Genomic DNA, 18,855 nt, shown 5'->3' on the forward strand with positions numbered 1-18,855 from the left:
TCAGGCCCGCAGGCCAGCCCTGACCCGGGCCGCCGTCGTCGGCTACGGCGTCGCCGGACGCCTGCACGCCCAGTTCCTCACCGACCTCGGCGCCACCATGGCGATCATCGACCCCAAGCACCAGGACCTGCCCGCCTCACCACACACCTTCCGCCACGAAGTCGGCGAGCTACCCGCCGCCACGGCAGCCGCCATCGACGTGTGGTCGATCTGCTGCCCCACCGCCGACCACCTCCCGGTGCTTCGCGCCATCCTGGCCCACAACCCTGCGGCCCGGGTCCTGCTGGAGAAGCCGGCATGCCAGGGCCACGAGATCGACGCCTTCACCGACCTACTGGCCCATCACCCCGATGCTCGCGTGATCGTCAACGACCAGTACCGGCACTCCACCGCGGTCCGCGCCGTCACCGACCTCGTCGCCCACCTCGAACCCGGCGCACCGATCGACCACGTCCAGATCACCTTCACCAAGGACCGCCGCCCCGACAGCGCCGCAGGACGCTTCGTCGACCGCGCCTACGGCGTCCTCGGCTACGAGTGGCTGCACATGCTCGCCGTCCTGCGCGCAATCCTGCCCCCGCCCGCCTGGGACGCGTACCTCGCCACCGACCCAGCCACCACCGACACCGAACCGACCTGGGACGCACAGCTGTTCGTCCCCGCCCTGACCGAGCACACCACCCTCCACCCCGAACACGGCAAACCCATCCAGCTCACGCTGACCTCCTCCATCCTCGGCCCCAGCCCCGCCCACGACACCGCACCCTCACCCCGGCCACCCTGGCGCCAGGGACTGCGCACCGCCGACGACCGCTACCGGCACGTCACCGTCCACGCCGGAGCAACCCGGTTCACCCTCCACCTCGACCCAGTCACCGCCCCTGGCGGCTGGCAGCTCGAACGCAACCACCACCGCCTCACCGCCGTCCGCGACGGCCAGATCATCCATGACGAAGTCCTGCACGATTCACCCCTGAAGACGTCCGTCGAGCACGCGGTCGCCTCTCTGCTGACCGACGGCCTCGCACCCGCACCTGATCTCGCCCCGCTGCGGCGCATCGCCGAGCTCGCGGACACCCTGCGCGACCGGGCTCCGCAGAACCTCCAGGCGCCGCACCCGGCCACCGCGTAGCCGTGCCGCAACGCTGGCCGACGCACGACCCTGGTCCTCCCGTCGGCCATGCCACCGCACGGAACCGATCGGAAGGAGTTCCCATGCTCCACACGCTCACCGTCGCCGCCAGCCACCGGACAGTGGCGATCCGGTCCGACACCAGGACCGTGACCGACTGGGCCAAGCGCTACTTCGGCCTCTCTTGGACCGCCACGCCTGGCGCGGACGACACCGGCCCACTGATCACCGCCACGGACAACCCCATCGGAAACGCAATCGAGGCTCCGGAGTCGGCCGAGCTGACCGACGAGGCCGTCTTCGCTCGCGAGCGCATCCACTACAGCCGGCACCCCGACGGCACGGTCACCGCCCGGACCCAGACTGCCCCTGTCCTGCAGTACCGCTACACCCCGGCCAACCACCACCTCGCTGTCACTTCGAGCAGTCGCCTCGCACTCACCGCCATACCTGACAGGCCTACCCGACTGGCGACCGCCGTCACCCGCTTTACCCGCGAACTGATGCGCGCCCAGCTCATTGCCGACGGTTGGGTCCTGCTCCATGCCTCCGCTACCGTCCTGGCCAACGGCACCGCCCTCCTGGCCGTCGGAGACTCCGGCGCCGGCAAGACCACCACCGCACTCACGCTCGCCGCCAACGGCTGTGCGCTCCTGGCCAACGACTGCTGCTTCGCCCGGCTCAACACCGCAGGCGAACTCGACCTCCTACCATGGCCGTCGGCGGCCGCCATCGGCCTTGGCCTCCTCGAAGCACTCGGCTGGAGCAGCATCGCCGGTGCTCATCTCGCCGACGGCGAATCACCCCACCCCACCCAGCACCCACAGGTCACCGACGCCCTGATCACCGAACGCACCGCACCGATGCGGACGCAGACAGGGCGTGAACTCAAGGCCCACATCTGGCCCGAACAGCTCTCCCGCTGGTTCCACCTGACGCAGGCCACCACCGCGACCGCGACCGCCGTCCTCCTACCACGCATCGATCCGACCGCCGATCCCGTGCCGCGCATCAACACGGAGCGCTGCACCGAGATCACCCCATCCGTCTTCGTCACCTCCGACGGGGCCGAGCGCTACCCAGACCTGTTCGGGCTCACCGACGGAAGCACCAGAGAGCACTCCACAGCTCGCGCCGCTGTGATCGCACACCTCAATACCCTGCCCAGGTACGCCGTCGACCTCGGCCACGACCACGCGGCGAACACTGACATCCTCAGGGCTCTGGCTTCCCGCTTTGCTCAGCGCCCGGGTGGGCGGATACCTGCCCTCGAATGATGAAACCGCTATGACCGCTCTTTCGCGAACGATCACGAGCATAGGCCGCGAGGTGCTGGTATCGACGGGTGTCACCACATATTTTCGCGGACGAAGCCTGAAAGCGGTGTCCTGATAGCGAAGATCATGGCCGAGCAAGGACGCGTATCCGGAGGAGCCAGAACGAGGCGCGGCCATACATGGCTCCCTTGAGCATTTTGATCCGATTTATGGGCAAAACGTAACGCGGCCGCGGACGAAGGGCCGAAGTATCCCGCTATGGCGCACTCGTGTCATCGGCCATATTCCGCCAGGAATAGAGCAGTTGGCGCCAGTCATGCCAGCATCGCATGGTCGGCCTGACAGCCGTCTCGGGACGTCTCCAGAACGTCCCAGAACGTGGTTGGAACGTGCTAAGCAAGGCCGCCAAGATCGAGGGCCGCCACACCGCGCTGACGGCCCCAGTAGCCCGCAACCCGAACGACAGCAGCAGTGTCTATTCGTGACCGCGAGCCCGATTCGTGCAGCTCTCGTCTGGGCAAGTCATTCCGTCTGAAAGGACAGCTGGCCATGAGCCACGAGCCGAAGCAGATGTCCCTAAAGGTGATGGACAACCGGTACTCGCCCGGTATGCGTAAATGGAACCTCCGGTTCGGCATTACGTCCCGCTGCAATATCCGCTGCCAGTACTGCCTGCCGGAGGGAAAGCAGGGGGTCATCGTTCAGCCGTCGCTGAAGGAGGCGATCGAGGTCCTCCAGGCCGGCTACGACATCGGCTTCCGGCGGGTCCACTACACCGGCGGAGAGCCGACGGTGCGTAGGGACTTCGTGGATCTGCTGCGTGCCGGCAAGGAGATCGGTTACGACCAGCAGATCGTCACGACCAACGGCTACCGCCTGCACCACTTCATCGAGGAGGCGGTCGACGCCGGCCTGACCCGGGCGATCATCAGCATCGACACCCTGGATGAGCAGCGCAATCTGCTGATCACCCGCCGGGGCTTTCACAGTGACACCCTGCGCAGCATCGAGCGGTCGGTCGAGCTGCTTCCGACCCTTACCAAGATCTCGTGCGTGACGATGCGCGACACGCTTCACGAGCTGCCTGCCTTCATCGACTACGCCCGTGGATTGAACAACAGCGGAGGGGCGGGCCAGCTGGCGATCAAGCTGAACCAGTTCTTCCCGTCGAACCCCGCGCAGCTCGGCGCTGAGGGCGAGGCGTTCTGGAAGGATCAGTTCGCGGAGGAGCCGGCGATCCTCGAAGCGCTCGCCAGGGCGGGTGAACTGCGACCGGTGCGGCGGGAGTCGATCGAGGGCGACAACCCGAGCTACAACTACTACGAGATCGGCGACACCGGCGTGAAGGTCGCGGTGCTCGCGATGTTCTCCTGGGACTACCCGTGCGGCGGTTGCTGGAAGCTGCGGATCAGCCCGAACGGGATGACGACGATCTGCATCAGCCAGAAGAACCCGCCGATCCTGTGGGGGATGACGCTGGACGAGAAGCGGGAGACGTTCAAGCGGCTGACCGGATACCGCGACAGCGAACAGTTCGACATCGACAACCCGAACCGCAAGCACTACCGCGACCAGCTCGGCGAGTTGAGGTTCGACAAGGTCGTCGGCGAGCAGAAGACGATCGCGCACTTCCGAACCATCCTGACCCGTGAGGCGCTGGAAGCACGGGGAGAGATGTGACAGACCTTGAACGCCTGTGCTTCGGCACCTCGACGTTCGTCGCTGGCCGTCTACTGCCCGGCAAGGACTCACGGCCCGGCCTGGACGCGCTGCGCACCGCGCTGAACGCCGGAGTGCGCACGATCCACTCCAACCCGCACCTCGGCACGCAGTGGGCCGTGCGCGAGGTGCTGGACGAGGTCGGCCCGATCGCTGGGCTTCGTCACCTGGTCAAGGCGGAGTGCCCGCTGCGAGGGGATCTCGAAGCGCGCGTCAACACGGCTATCGAGATGTCCACCGGGCAGTTGGGCATCGGCCGGATCGACGCGCTGGTGCTGCAAGTTGATCTCAAACGCACAGAGCGGACTGAACTGCTCAATGATCAGGTTGCGTTGAGGGAGTTCTACCGGCACGGCGCCCGGGTGGCGTTCGCCTCCGGCCGGATCCGCGCGGTCTACGCCTACTGCCACGGACCGGCGGCCGTCCGCGCTGCCCTGCGGGAGGAGCCGATCACGGCCATCGCCGCCCAGTACCACCTCGCCTCACCCTGGCCAATCTCCCACCTTGCCCAGATCTCACAGGCCGGTCGCCGTTTCGTCGGGATGTCGCCACTCAACCGCGGTGCCCTGATCGACCCGCTCGCCCGCACCGCCAGCAGCAGACTCCGCCCTCTCACCTGGGCGCTGCGAGATCCGCGCGTGGGGACCATCGCCATCACCATGTCCTCGCCGGATCACGTCAACGAGGTGATCGACACCGTCCGGCACTCGCAGCACCCAAGACCCTCCAGCCCCCATGCCGGCCTCACCGGACTCAAGGAGACCATCCTGTGATCGATCTCGCCCTGCTGCGAACGTCCCCCGACACTCGGTTCCAGGCCGACAGCATGCCTTGCATCTCCAGAACCCCGCGCCGGTACGTCAGCAGCCGGGAGCGGATCGGCAGGCGCTGTTGACTCTGACCCTGGGGCTGAACTTCGGCACCCACGACGCGGCGGCGGCCATCGTCCACAACGGGAAGGTGGTCGCCGCTGTCGAAGAGGAGCGCCTGAATCGGATCAAGAACACGAAGGTGTTCCCCGAGCAGGCAATCCGGGCCTGCCTGGACCTGGCCGGTGCCCAACCGCAGGACCTCGACCAGGCCGCGCTGTTCGTGGACCCGAAGCTCCACCTTCTCCTGGCACCGTCGAACCTGCGCTACGGCACCCCGGCGTCGATCGGCTCGCTGCTGTCGGACCTGGACAAGTACCGCACGCGGCGCCGACTACCCCAACTCGCTCGCCGCAGCGGCCTCTTACCGGGACACCTGCCGCTCATATGCGTGCCGCACCACCGGGCGCATGCCGCCAGCGCCTACCTGACCTCTCCTTTCGATGACGCCCTGGTCATCACCCTCGACGGCCGCGGCGAGTACGAGACCGCCGCGATCTACGACGGCACCAACGGTCGAATGACGAGACGTCATCACATCGTCTATCCACACTCATTCGGATACCTGTACAGCGCCCTGACCCGGTACCTGGGCTTCCGGCCGCAGAGCGACGAGTACAAGGTGATGGGCCTGGCCGCCTACGGAGGCGCCCGGTACCTCGAGCAGATCGAGCGCCTCGCCTGGCTTGACCCACGCACCGGTCGGCTCCACTTGAACCTGCGCTACTTCGACCATCACCGCCGGCCGAGCGCTCGCCGCAACCTGTTCAGCCCCGCCCTGGTCGAGCTCCTCGGCCCGCCCCGGCACCCCGAGGAGCCGATCACCGACCGGCACCGCGATGTCGCCCACGCCCTCCAGCATTTCTTGGAGCAGTTGGTCGGCTCCTACCTCGCCTTCGCCCAGCGCCTCGTGCCGCGACGATCGCTCTGCCTGGCCGGCGGCGTCGCGCTCAACTGCGTCGCTAACGCCACGGTGATCGCCTCGGGCCAGTTCGACCGGATCTTCGTCCAGCCCGCAGCAGGCGACGCTGGTACCTCTGTCGGCGCGGCGCTGGCGACCGACGCCAGCCCGGTCCGGCGCCCGCTTCGGCATGCCTTCCTCGGCCCTTCCTACGACGAGCAGACGATCCGCTTGGCCCTGGACGGCATCCCCGCCGACCGGTACCGGGTGCGGCGCACGGCCGAGCCGCACCGGGAAGCCGCACGGCTGCTGAGGGCGGAAAAGGTGATCGGCTGGTTCCAGGGCCGCATGGAGTTCGGACCACGGGCGCTGGGAGCCCGCAGCATCCTGGCCTCTCCCCAGCACGCCACGACCGCTGCCCGGATCAACGCCATGATCAAGCAGCGGGAAGCATTTCGACCGTTCGCGCCGGCCGTCCTAGCCGAGCACGCCGACGACTTCTTCGACCTGCCGTCGGCTGGCGCGCTCGTCTACCCGTACATGCTGGCAACCAGCACGGTGCGCCAGCGGCAGCGGGCACTGCTTCCCGCAGTCGTCCACGTGGACGGCTCCGCCCGCGTCCAGATGGTGCACCACCACACAAACCCCCTGCTGTGGAACGTCATCGACGCATACCACCAGCTCTCGGGACTGCCCGTAGTGCTGAACACCAGCTTCAACGGGGCGGATGAGCCGATCGTCTGCACCCCGAGCGATGCGGTCCGCACCTTCCTGCGCTGCGGCCTGGACGCACTCGTGGCCGGCCCGTACGTCATCGAGGAGACCACCCGTTGAACCACCCCGGCGGCATCATCCCCACCCCCTTACGCATAGCGGTGGAACGAGAGTTCGGCCCCATCCTCCACGTCGAGGAGCGCCCTGGCGGCCACACCCCCGGCATCAGCGCCGCCCTCACCCTGATTCACCGACGCGTCTTCCTCAAGGCGATAGCTGTCGGCCACCCACGCTCGAAGGACCACCAGTTGGAAGTCGGGATCAACTCCGTCCTGCCATCCGGCCTCGGGCCTCGGTTGCTGTGGACCGACACCGTGGACGGCTGGCTCGCCCTAGTCTTCGAGCACGTCGACGGGCGCCACCCGGATCTGAGCCCGCGCTCACCGGACATCCCCATGGTCCTGGAGAAGGTCACCATGCTGATCGACCTCCTCACGCCGAGCCCGTTCGCCGGTGCCGCTGCGATCAGCGACCACCGTGCCTACCGGGCAGTGCCAACGGAACTCCTTTCCGGTGACACGCTGCTCCACTGCTCCCCGCGGCCGGACAACCTGATCATCAACAGCGAGGTCCACGTGATCGACTGGGGCTCCAGTCGCTTGGGTGCGGGCTGGTTGGTGACCGCGTTCATGGTGCCGCACTTCATCGTGGCCGGACACAGCCCCCGCAGCGCCGAAGCACTCGTCCAGACGGTCCCGGCCTTCAAGGCGGCGCCGCGCGAGGTCGTCACGATCGTCGCCCGAATCTTGGCTACCTACTGGGGCAGCCGCATTGACCACTACCCGCCCGGTGCTCTGTATGACTATCGCGTTCGTGCCGCCCACGCTGCCCGCCGCTGGGCGGATCACTGCACGACGCCGTAGCCGGAATCCTGGCCTGTGGCGCTGCCTGCCGCAGGCCACCCACGGCACGAGAATGATCCTCAGTCCGCATCGGCCCAGCTCGCCTTGAGCTGGGCGGACCTGAGGAGCAGCGCATGTGCCACAGCATCCCGCCATCCGTCCTTGCGCCCGTAGAGGATGCCGCCCGTGACGGCATCGAGAGATTCGGTGCCGGGTGCCTGATCCGCAACCGTGGCCGGGTCCTGCTGCTGAGGCGGAAGCAGGGCGACTGCATGGCGGGCCTGTATGAGCTGCCGTCCGGAGGCGTCGAACCCGGTGAGAGCGTGGAGGAGGCCGCTCTGCGGGAAACCCTGGAGGAGTGCGGCCTGGCGGTGACGATCACTGGCTACCTCGGCTCCGTCGATTACACCAACCGCAGGGGGCAGCGGGGTCGGCAGTACGCCTTCACCGCCACCGCGCCAAGGACCGAGCCCATCGTCCTGAGCGAGCACGACGACTTCGTCTGGGCCAGGCCGAGCGCCCTGCCAAACGTCTCGGACGGCGTGCGTGGGCTGATCGCGCTGGCCGAGCGGCGGTGATCAGCTTTGGCAGCCGGCCCTCAGGAGAACCGGCGGCGCGGGAGGCTACTGAACTGGCAAGTCATCGATCCGCCCCAGCACCGTAGTGTCACTCAGGGTGATTGGCCGAATCTTGACGGCGATTCTGCGTTGCTCGCGGCGCCTGGGCGTTCTATCCTCTTGGGCAACGCGCTGACGGAGACAAGTAGCCGCAGGGCACGCGAGCCGAGAGAGCTGCTGGCAGCTGGAAAGGCAGCCTCGCGTCCTGTGGTGAATCCCCTCCCGAGTGCGGGGAGGAACGGCCGGCTGCGGCCCAATGCCCCGCCGGTTCGCTCCCGTTACCGAGCTGTCGAGGCCGTCACCTTCGGGTGATGGCGAAGGCGTGGTGGCACCGCGAGTTCCCTTCTCGCCCACGCCCCCAAGGGATCACGTCGGACTCCGACTGATCGATGGGACCCAAAATGCTGGACATCACCGTGATCCGCGAGCATCCCCAGCGCATCGAGCGCGCGCTGGCGAAGCGGGCCGTTCACGTCGACCTCACCGCCTTCCTCGCCCTGGACGAGAAATACCGGCATGGCACAACCGAGGTCGAGACGCTACGCGCCGAGCGCAAGAAGATCTCTCGCGAGATCGCACGGCTGGACTCGGCGGACCCGGCCGCCGTCGCCAAGCGCACCGAGGCAGCCGAACTCGGCACCCGCCTCGCCGCACTCGAGGAGCAGCTCACCAATCTGGCCAGCGAACGCCAGGCGTTCCTCGACCAATTGCCCAACCTTCCGGACGAGGACGTGCCGACCGGCGGCAAGGAGCAGAACCAGGTCGTCCGCGAGCACGGCACCCGGCCGGCCTTCGAGTTCAAGCCGCGTAACCACGTCGACCTGGCCCGCCAGCTCGGGCTGATCGACTACGAACGCGGTGTCAAGCTCGGCGGTACCGGCAACTGGGTCTACCGCGGCAACGGCGCGCTCCTCGAATGGGCGCTACTCAACTTCTTCATCGAGACCCACGTTCAGGATGGCTACGAGCTGATCCTGCCACCCCATCTGCTGACCTATCAGGCTGGCTACACCGCAGGCCAGTTCCCCAAGTTTGCCGATGACGTCTTCGCGCTCGAACAGGGCCCGGCCGGGCCGCAGCGCTTCCTGCTTCCGACCTCGGAGACCGCCCTGGTCAACCTCCACCGCGACGAGGTTCTGACGGAGGCCGAACTGCCGCGCAAGTACGTCGCCTACTCGCCCTGCTACCGGCGTGAAGCTGGCAGCTACCGCGCCGCCGACCGTGGAACCCTTCGCGGCCACCAGTTCAACAAGGTCGAGATGTTCCAGTTCGCGCACCCCGACGCCTCCGATGTCGCCCACGAGGAACTCCTGACCAAGGCAGCCAACTTGGTCGAGGCACTCGGCCTGCACCACCGAATCACCCGGCTGGCCGCCGAGGACACCAGCGCCTCGATGGCCAAGACCTTCGACGTCGAGGTCTGGCTGCCCAGCATCGACGGATACGTCGAGGTGAGCTCGGTATCGAACGCCCGGGACTACCAGGCCCGCCGAGGCAACATCCGCTACCGCCCCGCCGCAGGAAAGGCCGCCTACGTGCACACCCTCAACGGATCCGGGCTGGCCACCAGCCGCCTGGTGCCGGCCCTGCTGGAACAGCACCAGCAGCCGGACGGCACCGTCACGGTGCCGGCAGTGCTGCAACGCTGGCTCGGCTGCAAGTCCTTGACCTCAGCAGCAACCAGGTAGTCGTACAGGCGGCAGGCCCGGAGATCCACATCCGGGTCTACGGCGCAGGAAAGACCTCCGCCCGGGCCGCCGCTGCGGCGGCCCGGGCAGCGCGTGGCCCTCATGCCGCCGCGCATGGACCAGGCGCCCGGCGGGGAGGCTGACGGCATGACGGAGAGCTTGCCCCAGTGGGCGCGGCGGATCGCCGAGCAGGAGCTGGCGGACACCCTGCCGAGGCGGTGGTCGCACTCCCAAGGGGTGGCGCGCCAGGCCGAGCGACTGGCTGCGGTCGCCGGGCCGGACGATGGCCTGCTGGTCGCAGCCGCGGTGCTCCATGATGTCGGCTACGTGCCCCGCCTGGCCCTGACGGGCTTTCATCCCCTGGATGGCGCTCGGTTCCTGCGGGACCAACACGGTGCGGACAGGCGGCTCGTGCGGCTGGTGGCCAACCACTCGCTTGCTCTGCTGGAGGCTGAGGAGCGCGGGTTGCGCGAGGTCCTGGAGCAGGAATTCCCATTGCTCGATGACCAGGTGCTGGTGGATGCCCTGATCTTCTGCGACATGACGACTACCCCCGACGGCACGCCGACCATTGCCCGGGACCGGATCGCGGAGATCGTCGCCCGGTACGGCCCCGGCACGCTGGTGGGACGGTTCATCCAGCGCGCGCAGCCGGAGATCGAGGCGGCAGTGGCCCGCACCAAGTACCGGCTGCGCGCCGCAGGTCAGCCGAGGTAGGGGTACTGCTCGCTGAGATAGTGGCCGATCTGCTGGCGCATGCTCGGGTGGATGTCGTATTCGTCCAGGTCACCGGGCCGCACCCAGCGGACATCGTCGGCCTCATCGTTGATGGTGGGTATGCCGCCGACCGGGCGGCCGATGTAGGCGACTTCGAACTGCTGGCGCGCTTCACCGTTGCTGCTGTAGACGACGATGTGCTCCGGATTCGAGTAGACCCCGAGGAGCCCGGTGATCTCCGCCTTGATCCCGGTCTCCTCCTCGCACTCCCGCACGGCGCAGTCAGCGGCGGACTCGCCGATGTCCTGCTTTCCACCGGGCAATGCCCACTGCCCGGTGTCGCGCCGACGCTGCAACAGGATCTCGCCGGCCTCGTTCTGCACGAGCAGGTTGCTCGCGGGCACCAGCGAGTTCGCGGCCGGTGCCGCCGGATCGCCGTAGTACTCAGTCCTGCCGGCCATGGGCGTGAGTCCCCTCTGCATCGTCGGTCCACGGCCGGGCGTTGGCCCAGACCGCGTCGAAACTCGAAGCGTAGCCGTCGAACCAGCCCAACTCACTGTCCTTCTGAAGGTGCAGCAGCGGGTTGGCGGACGCCGGCTGCCCCCAGACGTGCGGGTTGACCAGCAGGTCGTCGTCGTAGCGGAACAGCGAGTTGTACAGAGTGGTGTCGTGCAGGCGGATCTCGCAGCCGGGCGTGCCCAGCAGCGACCGGTAGTAGGTCAGCGAGGCGCCGATTTTCGCCGCCAAGGCATCACCAATGCCCTCCTCCCGTCCGCGAATCGCCACCGCGCGACCCTGAGGATCACCGAAGCACAGCCGGACCTTCACCCCAGCCGCGGCGCGCTGCGTCAACATAATCGCAATGCGCGGGTTGCTCTGGGCAAAGAAGGTCCCCGAGAACACCAACACGTCGATGCTCTGCTCTGCCTCCAGCAGCAGGGAGAGCCACATCTCCCGCGGCACGCTGGCGCGGTCGGGGTAGGTGGCCACGAGGCCGGCGCCGGGCCCCGTAACTTGTCCGGCCCGGGGATGGGACTCCGGCCAGAGGAAGGTCTCGTCCACCTGGAGATGGTGCGCAACAGCCCACCGGTGACGGGCATGGGGTACACGACCGCCTAACCAACGGTTCACAGTCTTGGGGTCCACCTCGCAGACCGTCGCGAGTGCCGCAGGGGGCACGCCGCGCTGGGCGAGTGCGGAGCGCAATCGCTCGTTCACAGCGGATATCCAACCCGAACTCCGCCGGTACCCGCAAGGACGTCTTGGGACGCGACGCGGCCGACGTCCGCCCGACGGGCTGCCTACGCTGGCCCGATGGCGCTCATCGTCCTGTGGGACATCGACCACACGCTCATCGAGAACGCGGGGGTGAGCAAGGAAATCTACGGTGCAGCCTTCGAGGCCGTGGCAGGATGCCAGCCATCGGCCCCCGCGGTGACGGAAGGCCGCACCGATCGCCTGATCATGCAGGAGATGTTCGACCGGAACAGGCTGGTCCAGCCGAAGTGGCACACCGTCCAGGCGGCTCTCGAAACCGCCGGCTGCGAGCGCTTCGAGGCGTTGCGACAACGTGGCCGCGCGCTTCCCGGTGCCCGGGACGCCCTGATCGCGCTCGGGAAGGAGCCCGCGGTCATCTCGTCCGTGCTGACCGGCAACATCGAGGCGAACGCCCGATTGAAGCTGGCGGCCTTCGGACTCGATGGCCTGGTGGACCTAGAGGTTGGTGCGTACGGTTCCGACCACCGAGACCGGGCCGCGCTCGTCGGCGTGGCCCGCGACCGCGTTTACGCTGCCTACGGTGTGCCTGCACGAGCGCCCGTGGTGTTGGTCGGCGATACTCCCCGGGATGTCGAGGCCGCACTGACCAGCGGGGCCCAGATCGTCGCAGTCGCTACCGGGCTCCACTCCACTGCTGATCTTCGCGCGGCGGGGGCGAGCGTGGTGCTGCCCGATCTCGCGGACACAGCAAGCCTGTTGGCCCGACTCAAGGGGCTTGCCGGGTGCGACTAACGTACGTTCCGCCTTCTTGCCGGCTCCGCCATTTGGTAGTCGGCAGGGGCGGCAGCCTGAGCGCACTGACGAAAGGCGGTCATCGCCAGGCCACTCTGCCCGCTGGCCCGCCGTCAGCGATGCCGTCGAACCCAATCCCCCCGCACCGGGTTGAAGCCTTCTGGCATGTCGGACCTGCCCACGCTGAACTCGCCGTGCACCGTGACCGTGCCCTCGATGTCGGCCGAGACAGGCGCATCGCTTCCCTGGGGGAGGCAGAGGCGGAGAGCGCTGCGGACCTGCGCGGCGGAGAGTTGCCACGAACTGAACTGGTGACCGGACGGGCAGATGAGCGTCACGTCTGGCCCATCGACGTGCACGATGTTGCCTTCGGCGGCCGCGCACTGCGAGCACCGGAGCGGCACGGACGAGCCTGAGGCGCCGGAGTAAGAGACGAGCCGCAGGTAGCCGGTGACCGTTACCGTGACCGGGCCGACGGCCTTCGGCGCTTCCGGGAGGAGTTCAGCGTGCAGGTCATCGAGGCCCGCGAGCGATTCAGCGATCCGCGCGACGGCGTCGCGCATGGCCGATGGGCCAGGCGGCATGTCCGACATCGGCTCGTCGGGCTCCCACTGGTGCCGCAGGTCTCGGAAGAGCCGCCACAGGGCTGACTCGCGCGGTTGGAACCCCTCGTAGGCAACGTGGCCTTCTGCCTTCAGGACGGTCTCGATGCGCTTCTGCAGCATCGCGGGTTCCCGGCTGAACTCATCTGGCCCGTCCACCGGTTGGTGGTCCAGGGCACCGCGCAGAACGTCGAGGGGGATCTCCGTGGGGGTCTCCTGGCGCTCGCTGGCGAGCGTGTAGAGCGCCAGTGCCAGTGTGCCCAGTGCCGGCCGAGAAGGCTGCTGATCCCAGTCGGGGGCCAGCAGCTGGGCGGCGCGGGTGACGGCGGCGGTCCACTGCGGCGGGGCGTCGGTGTTCATCAGTAGGCCCATGGCGCTGGCCAGCGAACTGAGCGTGGTCTCTCGCGTCACAGCGACATCCTCCGCGGTCTTCCCTCTCAGCCTGGCCCCAGTTTGTGATGCAGCCCGGCACTTGGTTCCACGGTATCGGCTCGCTCTAACGTTCCGTCGGAGATCCGCCAACCCAGCACCGGGCTGCCGGGCGCGAGCACCGGTTGTCTGAGCGCCGGCGCCGTCCCTGGTGCGTGATCCGCCTGCAGGGTGGTCCGCGGTGGGGGCACGCTCAGGTCGTTCCTGGTCGGTGCAGCGTTGCGGCCCGCCTGAGGATCACAGGGATCGCTGAGCGGGCCGCGTCTTGCCGGGGAGGTGCGCTTCCTTATCCGCCGTCGAGTGCCTGGCGCAGGGCCTCGAGCTCCGGGCGGGGTATCCCGTTGCCCGGTGTGTGGAGCAGCTGGGTGACGGTGCGGTCGCTGCCCGGGTAGGTGAAGCGCTGGTAGATCCGGACCCGCGGGAAGATGACGGTCCACTCTGGGTGGGTCAGGTCGAACAGCTCGGCAAGGTCCTTGGGCAGCGGAGTGCCGTCCTCGTCTACCAGCTCGACAGGCCCGTTGTGCAGATCCTGGTGGTCGGAGAGCCCAAGCACGGTGAACCGGGCAGAGTCCTCGGCCGGCTGGGAGGCCTTGGCGGCGGGCGGCTCCAGCGGGGCTGCGGCGGAGCGTTCCACGCTGTCGGCGGCGGCCGGGGGCTGTTCCGTGGGCGGCGTGGGCTCGTCGGTGCCGGCCATCAGGAGGCCGCCTTGGCGGCGAAGCTGCCGTAGACGAAGCTCTCCGGGCGGGCCACCTCAAGGGCGACGCGCTCGGAGCCGCGCAGGGTGACCACGCCTCGCTCGAAGTTGTCGCGGTTCTCAGTGGAGACCTGGACGCTGACCTGCTCACGGTCGTAGAGGCGCGCGCCGAGCCCGAAGGCGCCCAGCAGGAACTTGCCCTGTGTGATGGCCATGGAGTCCACGACGCCGAGCCGCCAGACGACCTTCTGTGCGCCGACGGCGACGTTGACCGCGACGCGGTAGGCGCCCTGGTTGTCCGTCTCCAGCTCCAGGTCTTCGAAGTCGAAGGGGTGCAGGACAACGCCGGTGGGCGGGTAGTAGGCGAGGACTGCCCGGGTGGCGGCGCGGCGGATGGCAGCGCTCTGCTTGTCCGGGGCCACCTGGGCGTAGGTCTGGACGCCGGGGGTGTTGACGATGCCGAGGATCCGGTCGTCGCCGCCGGCGCCGTACAGCAGCTCGTTGTCCTCGCGCAGCTTGACGCCGTCGATCAGGTCGAGGTCGATCAGCCCGCGAAGGCGGGGCTCGTCCGCGAGGGTGTTCTTGTGGACCGGCAGGGTGTGGGCGATCTCCGCGACCGGGTAGGTGACGGTCTTGGCGGTGATGTCGGACTGGCCGGCACGACCGTAGACGGGGACTGCCGTGGTGCCGCCCGGCGGAATCTCGGTGGCTCGCTCCGGCACGATGTCGGCTGCGTTGGTGAAGCCGGTCATCCGCACGCCGTAGAGGATGTTGGCGCTGGTGTTCTGGGCGGGGAACAGGTCGCGGACGCGGCCGGGGCGAAGCGGCCTGGGCACGATGTCCAGCTGCTCGGGGGTGCCGAGGCCGAGCACGGTGGCGGTGCCCGCGGTGCGGGAGAACACGTCCTTGCTGCCGAGCTGGTTGATGTTCTGGCCTTCGACGGTCACGATCTCGTCGAAGGAGCCGCGGAACTGGCCGCGGGCCAGGGCCTTGAACTCTTCGGAGTCGATGACGTGCCTGCCAAGGCTCTTGGCCTGGCCGCTTCCCAGCAGGGCGTTGAGTGCAGCGTCCTTGGGCGCGTAGGGCTGGGTCGCGGGCGCATTGACGAAGTCGTGGATCTGACCGGCACGTTCGAGGTCGCTGATCAGGTTCTTGATCTCGGTGGCATCGGCGAGGGCCTTGCGGAAGGAGGCGGCCTTCTCGGAGGAGACGGTGACGCCGCCGTTGTCCTCGACGGTGAATGCCTCGCTGATGGTGGTGAGTTCGGCGGCCTTGGCGCGCAGCGCGGCGTTAAGTTCCTTGAGCCGGCTCTTGTCGGCGGCGGTCACGAGTGACGCTCCTCGGGTTGGTCGTGGCGCCCCGGCGACCGGGGCGAAGGGGTGTCACGTCGTGCGCCCGGTCAGCACCGGTGCGCCACGGCGATCGCCCCACCGTAGGAGCCGCTCCGCCTTAGCGTCGCGTCGAGCCTGACTGGCCCCGTAGCGGCGTCAACTGGGCTTGTTTCTTTGTGTATTGGATGTTCCCAAGATCGCATTCGTCCGCTGAGGCTGAGCCTGCCCGGACCTCTCCGGGTGCCAGCTTCCGGGCGTGCCCCGGGATCCGCCGTGCTGATCGGAGCCGTCGTGTACCCGTTTCCTCATCCCGACCTTCCAACGATGGAGGCCGACAAGGTCCCTGCCGGGCCGCCGGCGGGGAAGGCCGCGCCGTTCGAGCACCTGATGACGGCCGGGTCGGTTCTCCATGTCCTGAAGCAGGAGCGGCAGTTCGTGCTGCGCGTGGCGGGCTCGGGCGAGAAGGTGGTGGTGTACGGGCCGTGGCCGAGCCGGGATGCAGCGGCGACGGCTCTGCACCGGGTGGCGGCGTGGATGCTGTGGCCGAGGGCGCGGGTGCGAGGAGCGTGGGGTTGCCTGGCGCACGTCGAGGAAGGCTGGGCGACCGCGTTGTGCTTCGAGCCGCTCTCCCCGCTGGTTCAGATGCACCCCGACATCCGGGCGGCCGAAGAGCATGCGGCCCGGCACCTGATCGCACCCGACTCCTGGTCGGACCTCTCCAGCGAACTGCCGGACGCCATCCGCAAGATCGAGGAGCAGTTCTGGGTGCGGGAGGGCTACCGGGTGCTGGCCACCTGGGCGACGGCCAGCCTTGGAAGCCTGGTCCGTGGCGCCTTCCGGGGTCGGGAGTTGGCGCGGGGTAACTACCCGGCGGTCGACCTGGCCGAACGCCTCGCTGTCTCGCCTGCCACGATCTCAGCAGCGACCACCGGCCGCAGCTGGAATCCGCCGATCAACCGGCAGGTCGGGGTGCTCGGTGAACGGGGCCGCCGCCGCAGGTAAGCGGGTTCGGGCGCGCGGTGGCCCGGTTCCCGACATCGTGCCGGGAACCGGGCCACCGCCGTCGGCGTTGCCGGTCAGGGCGAGACCGGGCGCTCCCACAGGGCCCGCCAGGTCTGTGGCCCGAGCTCACCGTCGACGGCCAGCGGCCACCCGTTGCGGGTCGAGTCCGCTTGGAAGGCCCGCACCGTGGCCTCGGTGTGCTCGCCGTACCAGCCGTCGGCACCATCGGGCCCGAGGCTCCACGTTCGGTCGAGCAGCCGCTCCTGGGCAGCCTGCACGTCCGGGCCCTGCATCGTCGGACTGGTCAGCCGCATGACCCGGCCCGGGAACGGCGGCGCCGTCAGGCCGGAGGTCTGCGGCGTGCTCGGCTCGTGCTCCTGCCCAGCACCGGTACCGCCGGGACGCGGTGCACCAGCCCGCACCCACGCGTACAGCTCGTCGCCGGGACAGTCGGTCGGGTATCCGTCCTTGTGCCCGAGGATCTCGGGGCCGGCACCGCGCTCCTGCAGGTACTCGATGGCGTCGCGGAGGCCCTGCTTGAGCAGGTCGCTCGCCTGCTCGTCCGTGCCCTGGATCGCGCACACCGCGTAATGATTGGTGTTGAGTTCGCGGTTGCCGTTCGCCCCGCTCATCTTGCTGGCCCCGCGGCCCTCGAAGACCACGGCGTGCTGGCAGGCGATCAAGTTGTACGCGATGTCTATCCAGCCCTCCTTCTTGTTCGCCAGGTGCTCCGCCAGGATCGCGCGCACCTCGGCGGCGCAACCGGAGTGGTCAGGAGTCCGGTAGGGACCGCCGATCCAGTGCACCTTGACGCCTCGTGCCGTCGGCAGGTCGGCTGCCGGGCTGGTCGGTGAGGCTCCCCACTGCTCGCGGGTGACGAACTGCATCCTTCTCTCCCTTGCTCTCGGTAGGTCATTCCGCCCCGGCACCGAGCCGGTGTGCTCAGCCCGCAGGGGTGCGGGCGTCGGCGAACAGGGCCATCGCGGCGCTGATCTCGCTGGCGTGCAGCGTGGAGGTGGCGTCGGTCGACTTCTGCGGACTCGGCGGCGTCTGCTGCCAGTTGATGCCGGCGGCCTCCAGAACGGAGACCAGGTGCCGGACGGCGGTGGCGATCCGCTCGGCGTTCGCCCCAGACAGGGCCCGCCCCTCCTTCCCCTCCACCGCTGCGAGGGTCTTGAGCTGGGAGGTGATCTGCTCCAGGCCTGGGACGAGGGGCGGCTGCTCCAATAGGTCGGCCTGTTCCACGTCCAGGAGCAGGCGGACCGGTGCGGGGCTGCCAGTGGTGGGGTTGCCGTCGTTGTCGAGGGTGTACGGGACCTGCCATGCGGACGCCCCGTAGCTGTCCTCGGTGAACTGCCAGACGTAGGCGATCGCCCGGTCCGGGTAGGTGCCGATGATCTGCACGCTGCAGTCGCCGGCCATCGGACCGGACTCGGCCTGCAGTTGCTCCTGCACCGCGTCAGCGATCGCGGCAAGCCTCTCCTCCAGGGTGCCAGCCAACGGCCCGAGCGAGATCTCCACCTCGCCGAGCAGTCCGCGGGCCTTGCCCTGCGGGAGCTGCTTGAGCGCGACCGTAGAGGTGTACGGGTTGGCGCCGAACAGCACCGGGCTGTACTCGTACAGGTCAAGGTCGGTGATGTGCCGGGCACCCTTGCTGCGCTTGGCGGTGCGCACCCGGTAGCCGATGGACCACTGCACCTGGTCGGCGAAGAACTGCAGGTTGGCGTACATGTCCTGGCCGGCCTGGGTTGCCAAGTTGCAGCGGCCCTTGACCAGCAACGCGCCGGCCCCGGCGGGCCAGGGCTGCCCGTTGGGCAGTGCGGCCGGGAGTCGGCTATCGCCTGGCAGCAGTTCCTCGATGTGCTCGGTCTTGGCGGTCCAGACGTTCCAGTCGTGTGACCACACGCCCTTCGGCGTGAGCTCGGCGAGGGTGCGGGCGTAGGCTCCCGGCTCGATCACATCGCCGTCGTGGTCGAGGAGACCAGTGACGGAGACCAGGCTGGTGAAGGTGCCGGTCTCATCGTTGCTCTCCAGCAGTCCCAGGGCTGCCGCCTGCTTGTGTTCGAGCGCGACGCTGGCCGTGCCGCTTCTTGTCACCGTTCTGCTCCCGTCCTGGGGTGTCACGGGCGACAGTAGGAAGTGACGCCGGTTAGGTCGCGTCCAACTCGATCGGCAAGGCCGACCAGGCAGCCGACCCGACCGGGCTCAGTCGGCACAGCTGGGAGCGGGTTGGCCCGCCGGAGTTGGCCTT

General features: G+C 68.5%; 18 protein-coding genes. 11 read left to right on the forward strand and 7 right to left on the reverse strand.

Features of this window, described 5'->3' with window-relative positions; translation table 11 throughout:
• The 9 genes from LN042_RS19610 to LN042_RS19650 all read left to right on the forward strand — a co-directional run.
• Positions 1–1,132, forward strand: a 1,132-nt coding sequence (locus LN042_RS19610) for a Gfo/Idh/MocA family oxidoreductase (protein ID WP_230052575.1), incomplete at its 5' end; no start/stop codon positions are given.
• Between the two features lie 149 nt (positions 1,133–1,281).
• Positions 1,282–2,409: a hypothetical protein gene (locus LN042_RS19615; RefSeq protein WP_230052576.1), complete on the forward strand. Its 1,128-nt coding sequence runs from the start codon at positions 1,282–1,284 to the stop codon at positions 2,407–2,409.
• A gap of 549 nt (positions 2,410–2,958) precedes the next feature.
• A complete protein-coding gene (locus LN042_RS19620; protein ID WP_230052577.1) occupies positions 2,959–4,089 on the forward strand; it encodes a radical SAM protein in 1,131 nt (376 codons plus the stop codon).
• A complete protein-coding gene (locus tag LN042_RS19625; protein WP_230052578.1) occupies positions 4,086–4,901 on the forward strand; it encodes an aldo-keto reductase family protein in 816 nt (271 codons plus the stop codon). Before LN042_RS19620 ends, LN042_RS19625 begins: the two co-directional genes overlap by 4 nt.
• A gap of 118 nt (positions 4,902–5,019) precedes the next feature.
• Positions 5,020–6,732 carry a carbamoyltransferase family protein gene (locus tag LN042_RS19630; protein WP_230052579.1) on the forward strand — a complete coding sequence of 571 codons (1,713 nt, stop codon included), beginning with the start codon at positions 5,020–5,022 and terminating at the stop codon, positions 6,730–6,732.
• On the forward strand, positions 6,729–7,535 hold the full coding sequence (locus LN042_RS19635; protein ID WP_230052580.1) for a hypothetical protein: 807 nt from the start codon (positions 6,729–6,731) through the stop codon (positions 7,533–7,535). The genes LN042_RS19630 and LN042_RS19635 overlap by 4 nt, the downstream gene beginning before the upstream one ends.
• A gap of 113 nt (positions 7,536–7,648) precedes the next feature.
• Positions 7,649–8,092 (forward strand): NUDIX hydrolase, encoded by a 444-nt coding sequence (locus LN042_RS19640; RefSeq protein ID WP_230052581.1) that lies wholly within the window; start codon positions 7,649–7,651, stop codon positions 8,090–8,092.
• 440 nt (positions 8,093–8,532) lie between these two features.
• Positions 8,533–9,819, forward strand: coding sequence for a serine--tRNA ligase (gene serS / locus LN042_RS19645; protein ID WP_230052582.1), 1,287 nt, complete (start codon positions 8,533–8,535; stop codon positions 9,817–9,819).
• 147 nt (positions 9,820–9,966) lie between these two features.
• On the forward strand, positions 9,967–10,536 hold the full coding sequence (locus LN042_RS19650) for an HD domain-containing protein (RefSeq protein ID WP_230052685.1): 570 nt from the start codon (positions 9,967–9,969) through the stop codon (positions 10,534–10,536).
• On the opposite strand, the gene LN042_RS19655 is transcribed toward LN042_RS19650, so the two are convergent.
• Both LN042_RS19655 and LN042_RS19660 read right to left on the reverse strand, forming a co-directional pair.
• Complete coding sequence (locus tag LN042_RS19655; RefSeq protein ID WP_230052583.1) at positions 10,524–10,997, reverse strand: NUDIX hydrolase; 474 nt, start codon at positions 10,995–10,997, stop codon at positions 10,524–10,526. The genes LN042_RS19650 and LN042_RS19655 overlap by 13 nt on opposite strands.
• Positions 10,981–11,754, reverse strand: a complete 774-nt coding sequence (locus LN042_RS19660; protein WP_230052584.1) for a DUF5919 domain-containing protein — start codon at positions 11,752–11,754, stop codon at positions 10,981–10,983. The genes LN042_RS19655 and LN042_RS19660 overlap by 17 nt, the downstream gene beginning before the upstream one ends.
• Positions 11,755–11,850: 96 nt before the next feature.
• Between LN042_RS19660 and LN042_RS19665 the strand changes: the two genes are divergently transcribed.
• Complete coding sequence (locus tag LN042_RS19665) at positions 11,851–12,546, forward strand: HAD family hydrolase (RefSeq protein WP_230052585.1); 696 nt, start codon at positions 11,851–11,853, stop codon at positions 12,544–12,546.
• A 113-nt stretch (positions 12,547–12,659) separates the two neighbouring features.
• On the opposite strand, the gene LN042_RS19670 is transcribed toward LN042_RS19665, so the two are convergent.
• The 3 genes from LN042_RS19670 to LN042_RS19680 form a co-directional block, all read right to left on the reverse strand.
• The gene (locus LN042_RS19670; protein WP_230052586.1) at positions 12,660–13,559 is read right to left on the reverse strand and encodes a hypothetical protein; all 900 of its coding nucleotides are present in this window, start codon (positions 13,557–13,559) and stop codon (positions 12,660–12,662) included.
• A gap of 304 nt (positions 13,560–13,863) precedes the next feature.
• On the reverse strand, positions 13,864–14,271 hold the full coding sequence (locus LN042_RS19675) for a hypothetical protein (protein WP_230052587.1): 408 nt from the start codon (positions 14,269–14,271) through the stop codon (positions 13,864–13,866).
• A complete protein-coding gene (locus tag LN042_RS19680; RefSeq protein ID WP_230052588.1) occupies positions 14,271–15,599 on the reverse strand; it encodes a phage major capsid protein in 1,329 nt (442 codons plus the stop codon). Before LN042_RS19680 ends, LN042_RS19675 begins: the two co-directional genes overlap by 1 nt.
• A 327-nt stretch (positions 15,600–15,926) precedes the next feature.
• Between LN042_RS19680 and LN042_RS19685 the strand changes: the two genes are divergently transcribed.
• A complete protein-coding gene (locus tag LN042_RS19685; protein ID WP_230052589.1) occupies positions 15,927–16,604 on the forward strand; it encodes a hypothetical protein in 678 nt (225 codons plus the stop codon).
• A 74-nt stretch (positions 16,605–16,678) separates the two neighbouring features.
• Here LN042_RS19685 and LN042_RS19690 read toward each other — a convergent pair whose 3' ends face one another.
• A complete protein-coding gene (locus tag LN042_RS19690; RefSeq protein WP_230052590.1) occupies positions 16,679–17,491 on the reverse strand; it encodes a peptidoglycan recognition protein family protein in 813 nt (270 codons plus the stop codon).
• A gap of 55 nt (positions 17,492–17,546) precedes the next feature.
• The gene (locus LN042_RS19695) at positions 17,547–18,701 is read right to left on the reverse strand and encodes an HK97 family phage prohead protease (protein WP_230052591.1); all 1,155 of its coding nucleotides are present in this window, start codon (positions 18,699–18,701) and stop codon (positions 17,547–17,549) included.
• Positions 18,702–18,855: the final 154 nt, after the last annotated feature.

Source organism: Kitasatospora humi, assembly GCF_020907985.1.
GTDB classification, from domain to species: Bacteria; Actinomycetota; Actinomycetes; order Streptomycetales; family Streptomycetaceae; genus Kitasatospora; species Kitasatospora humi.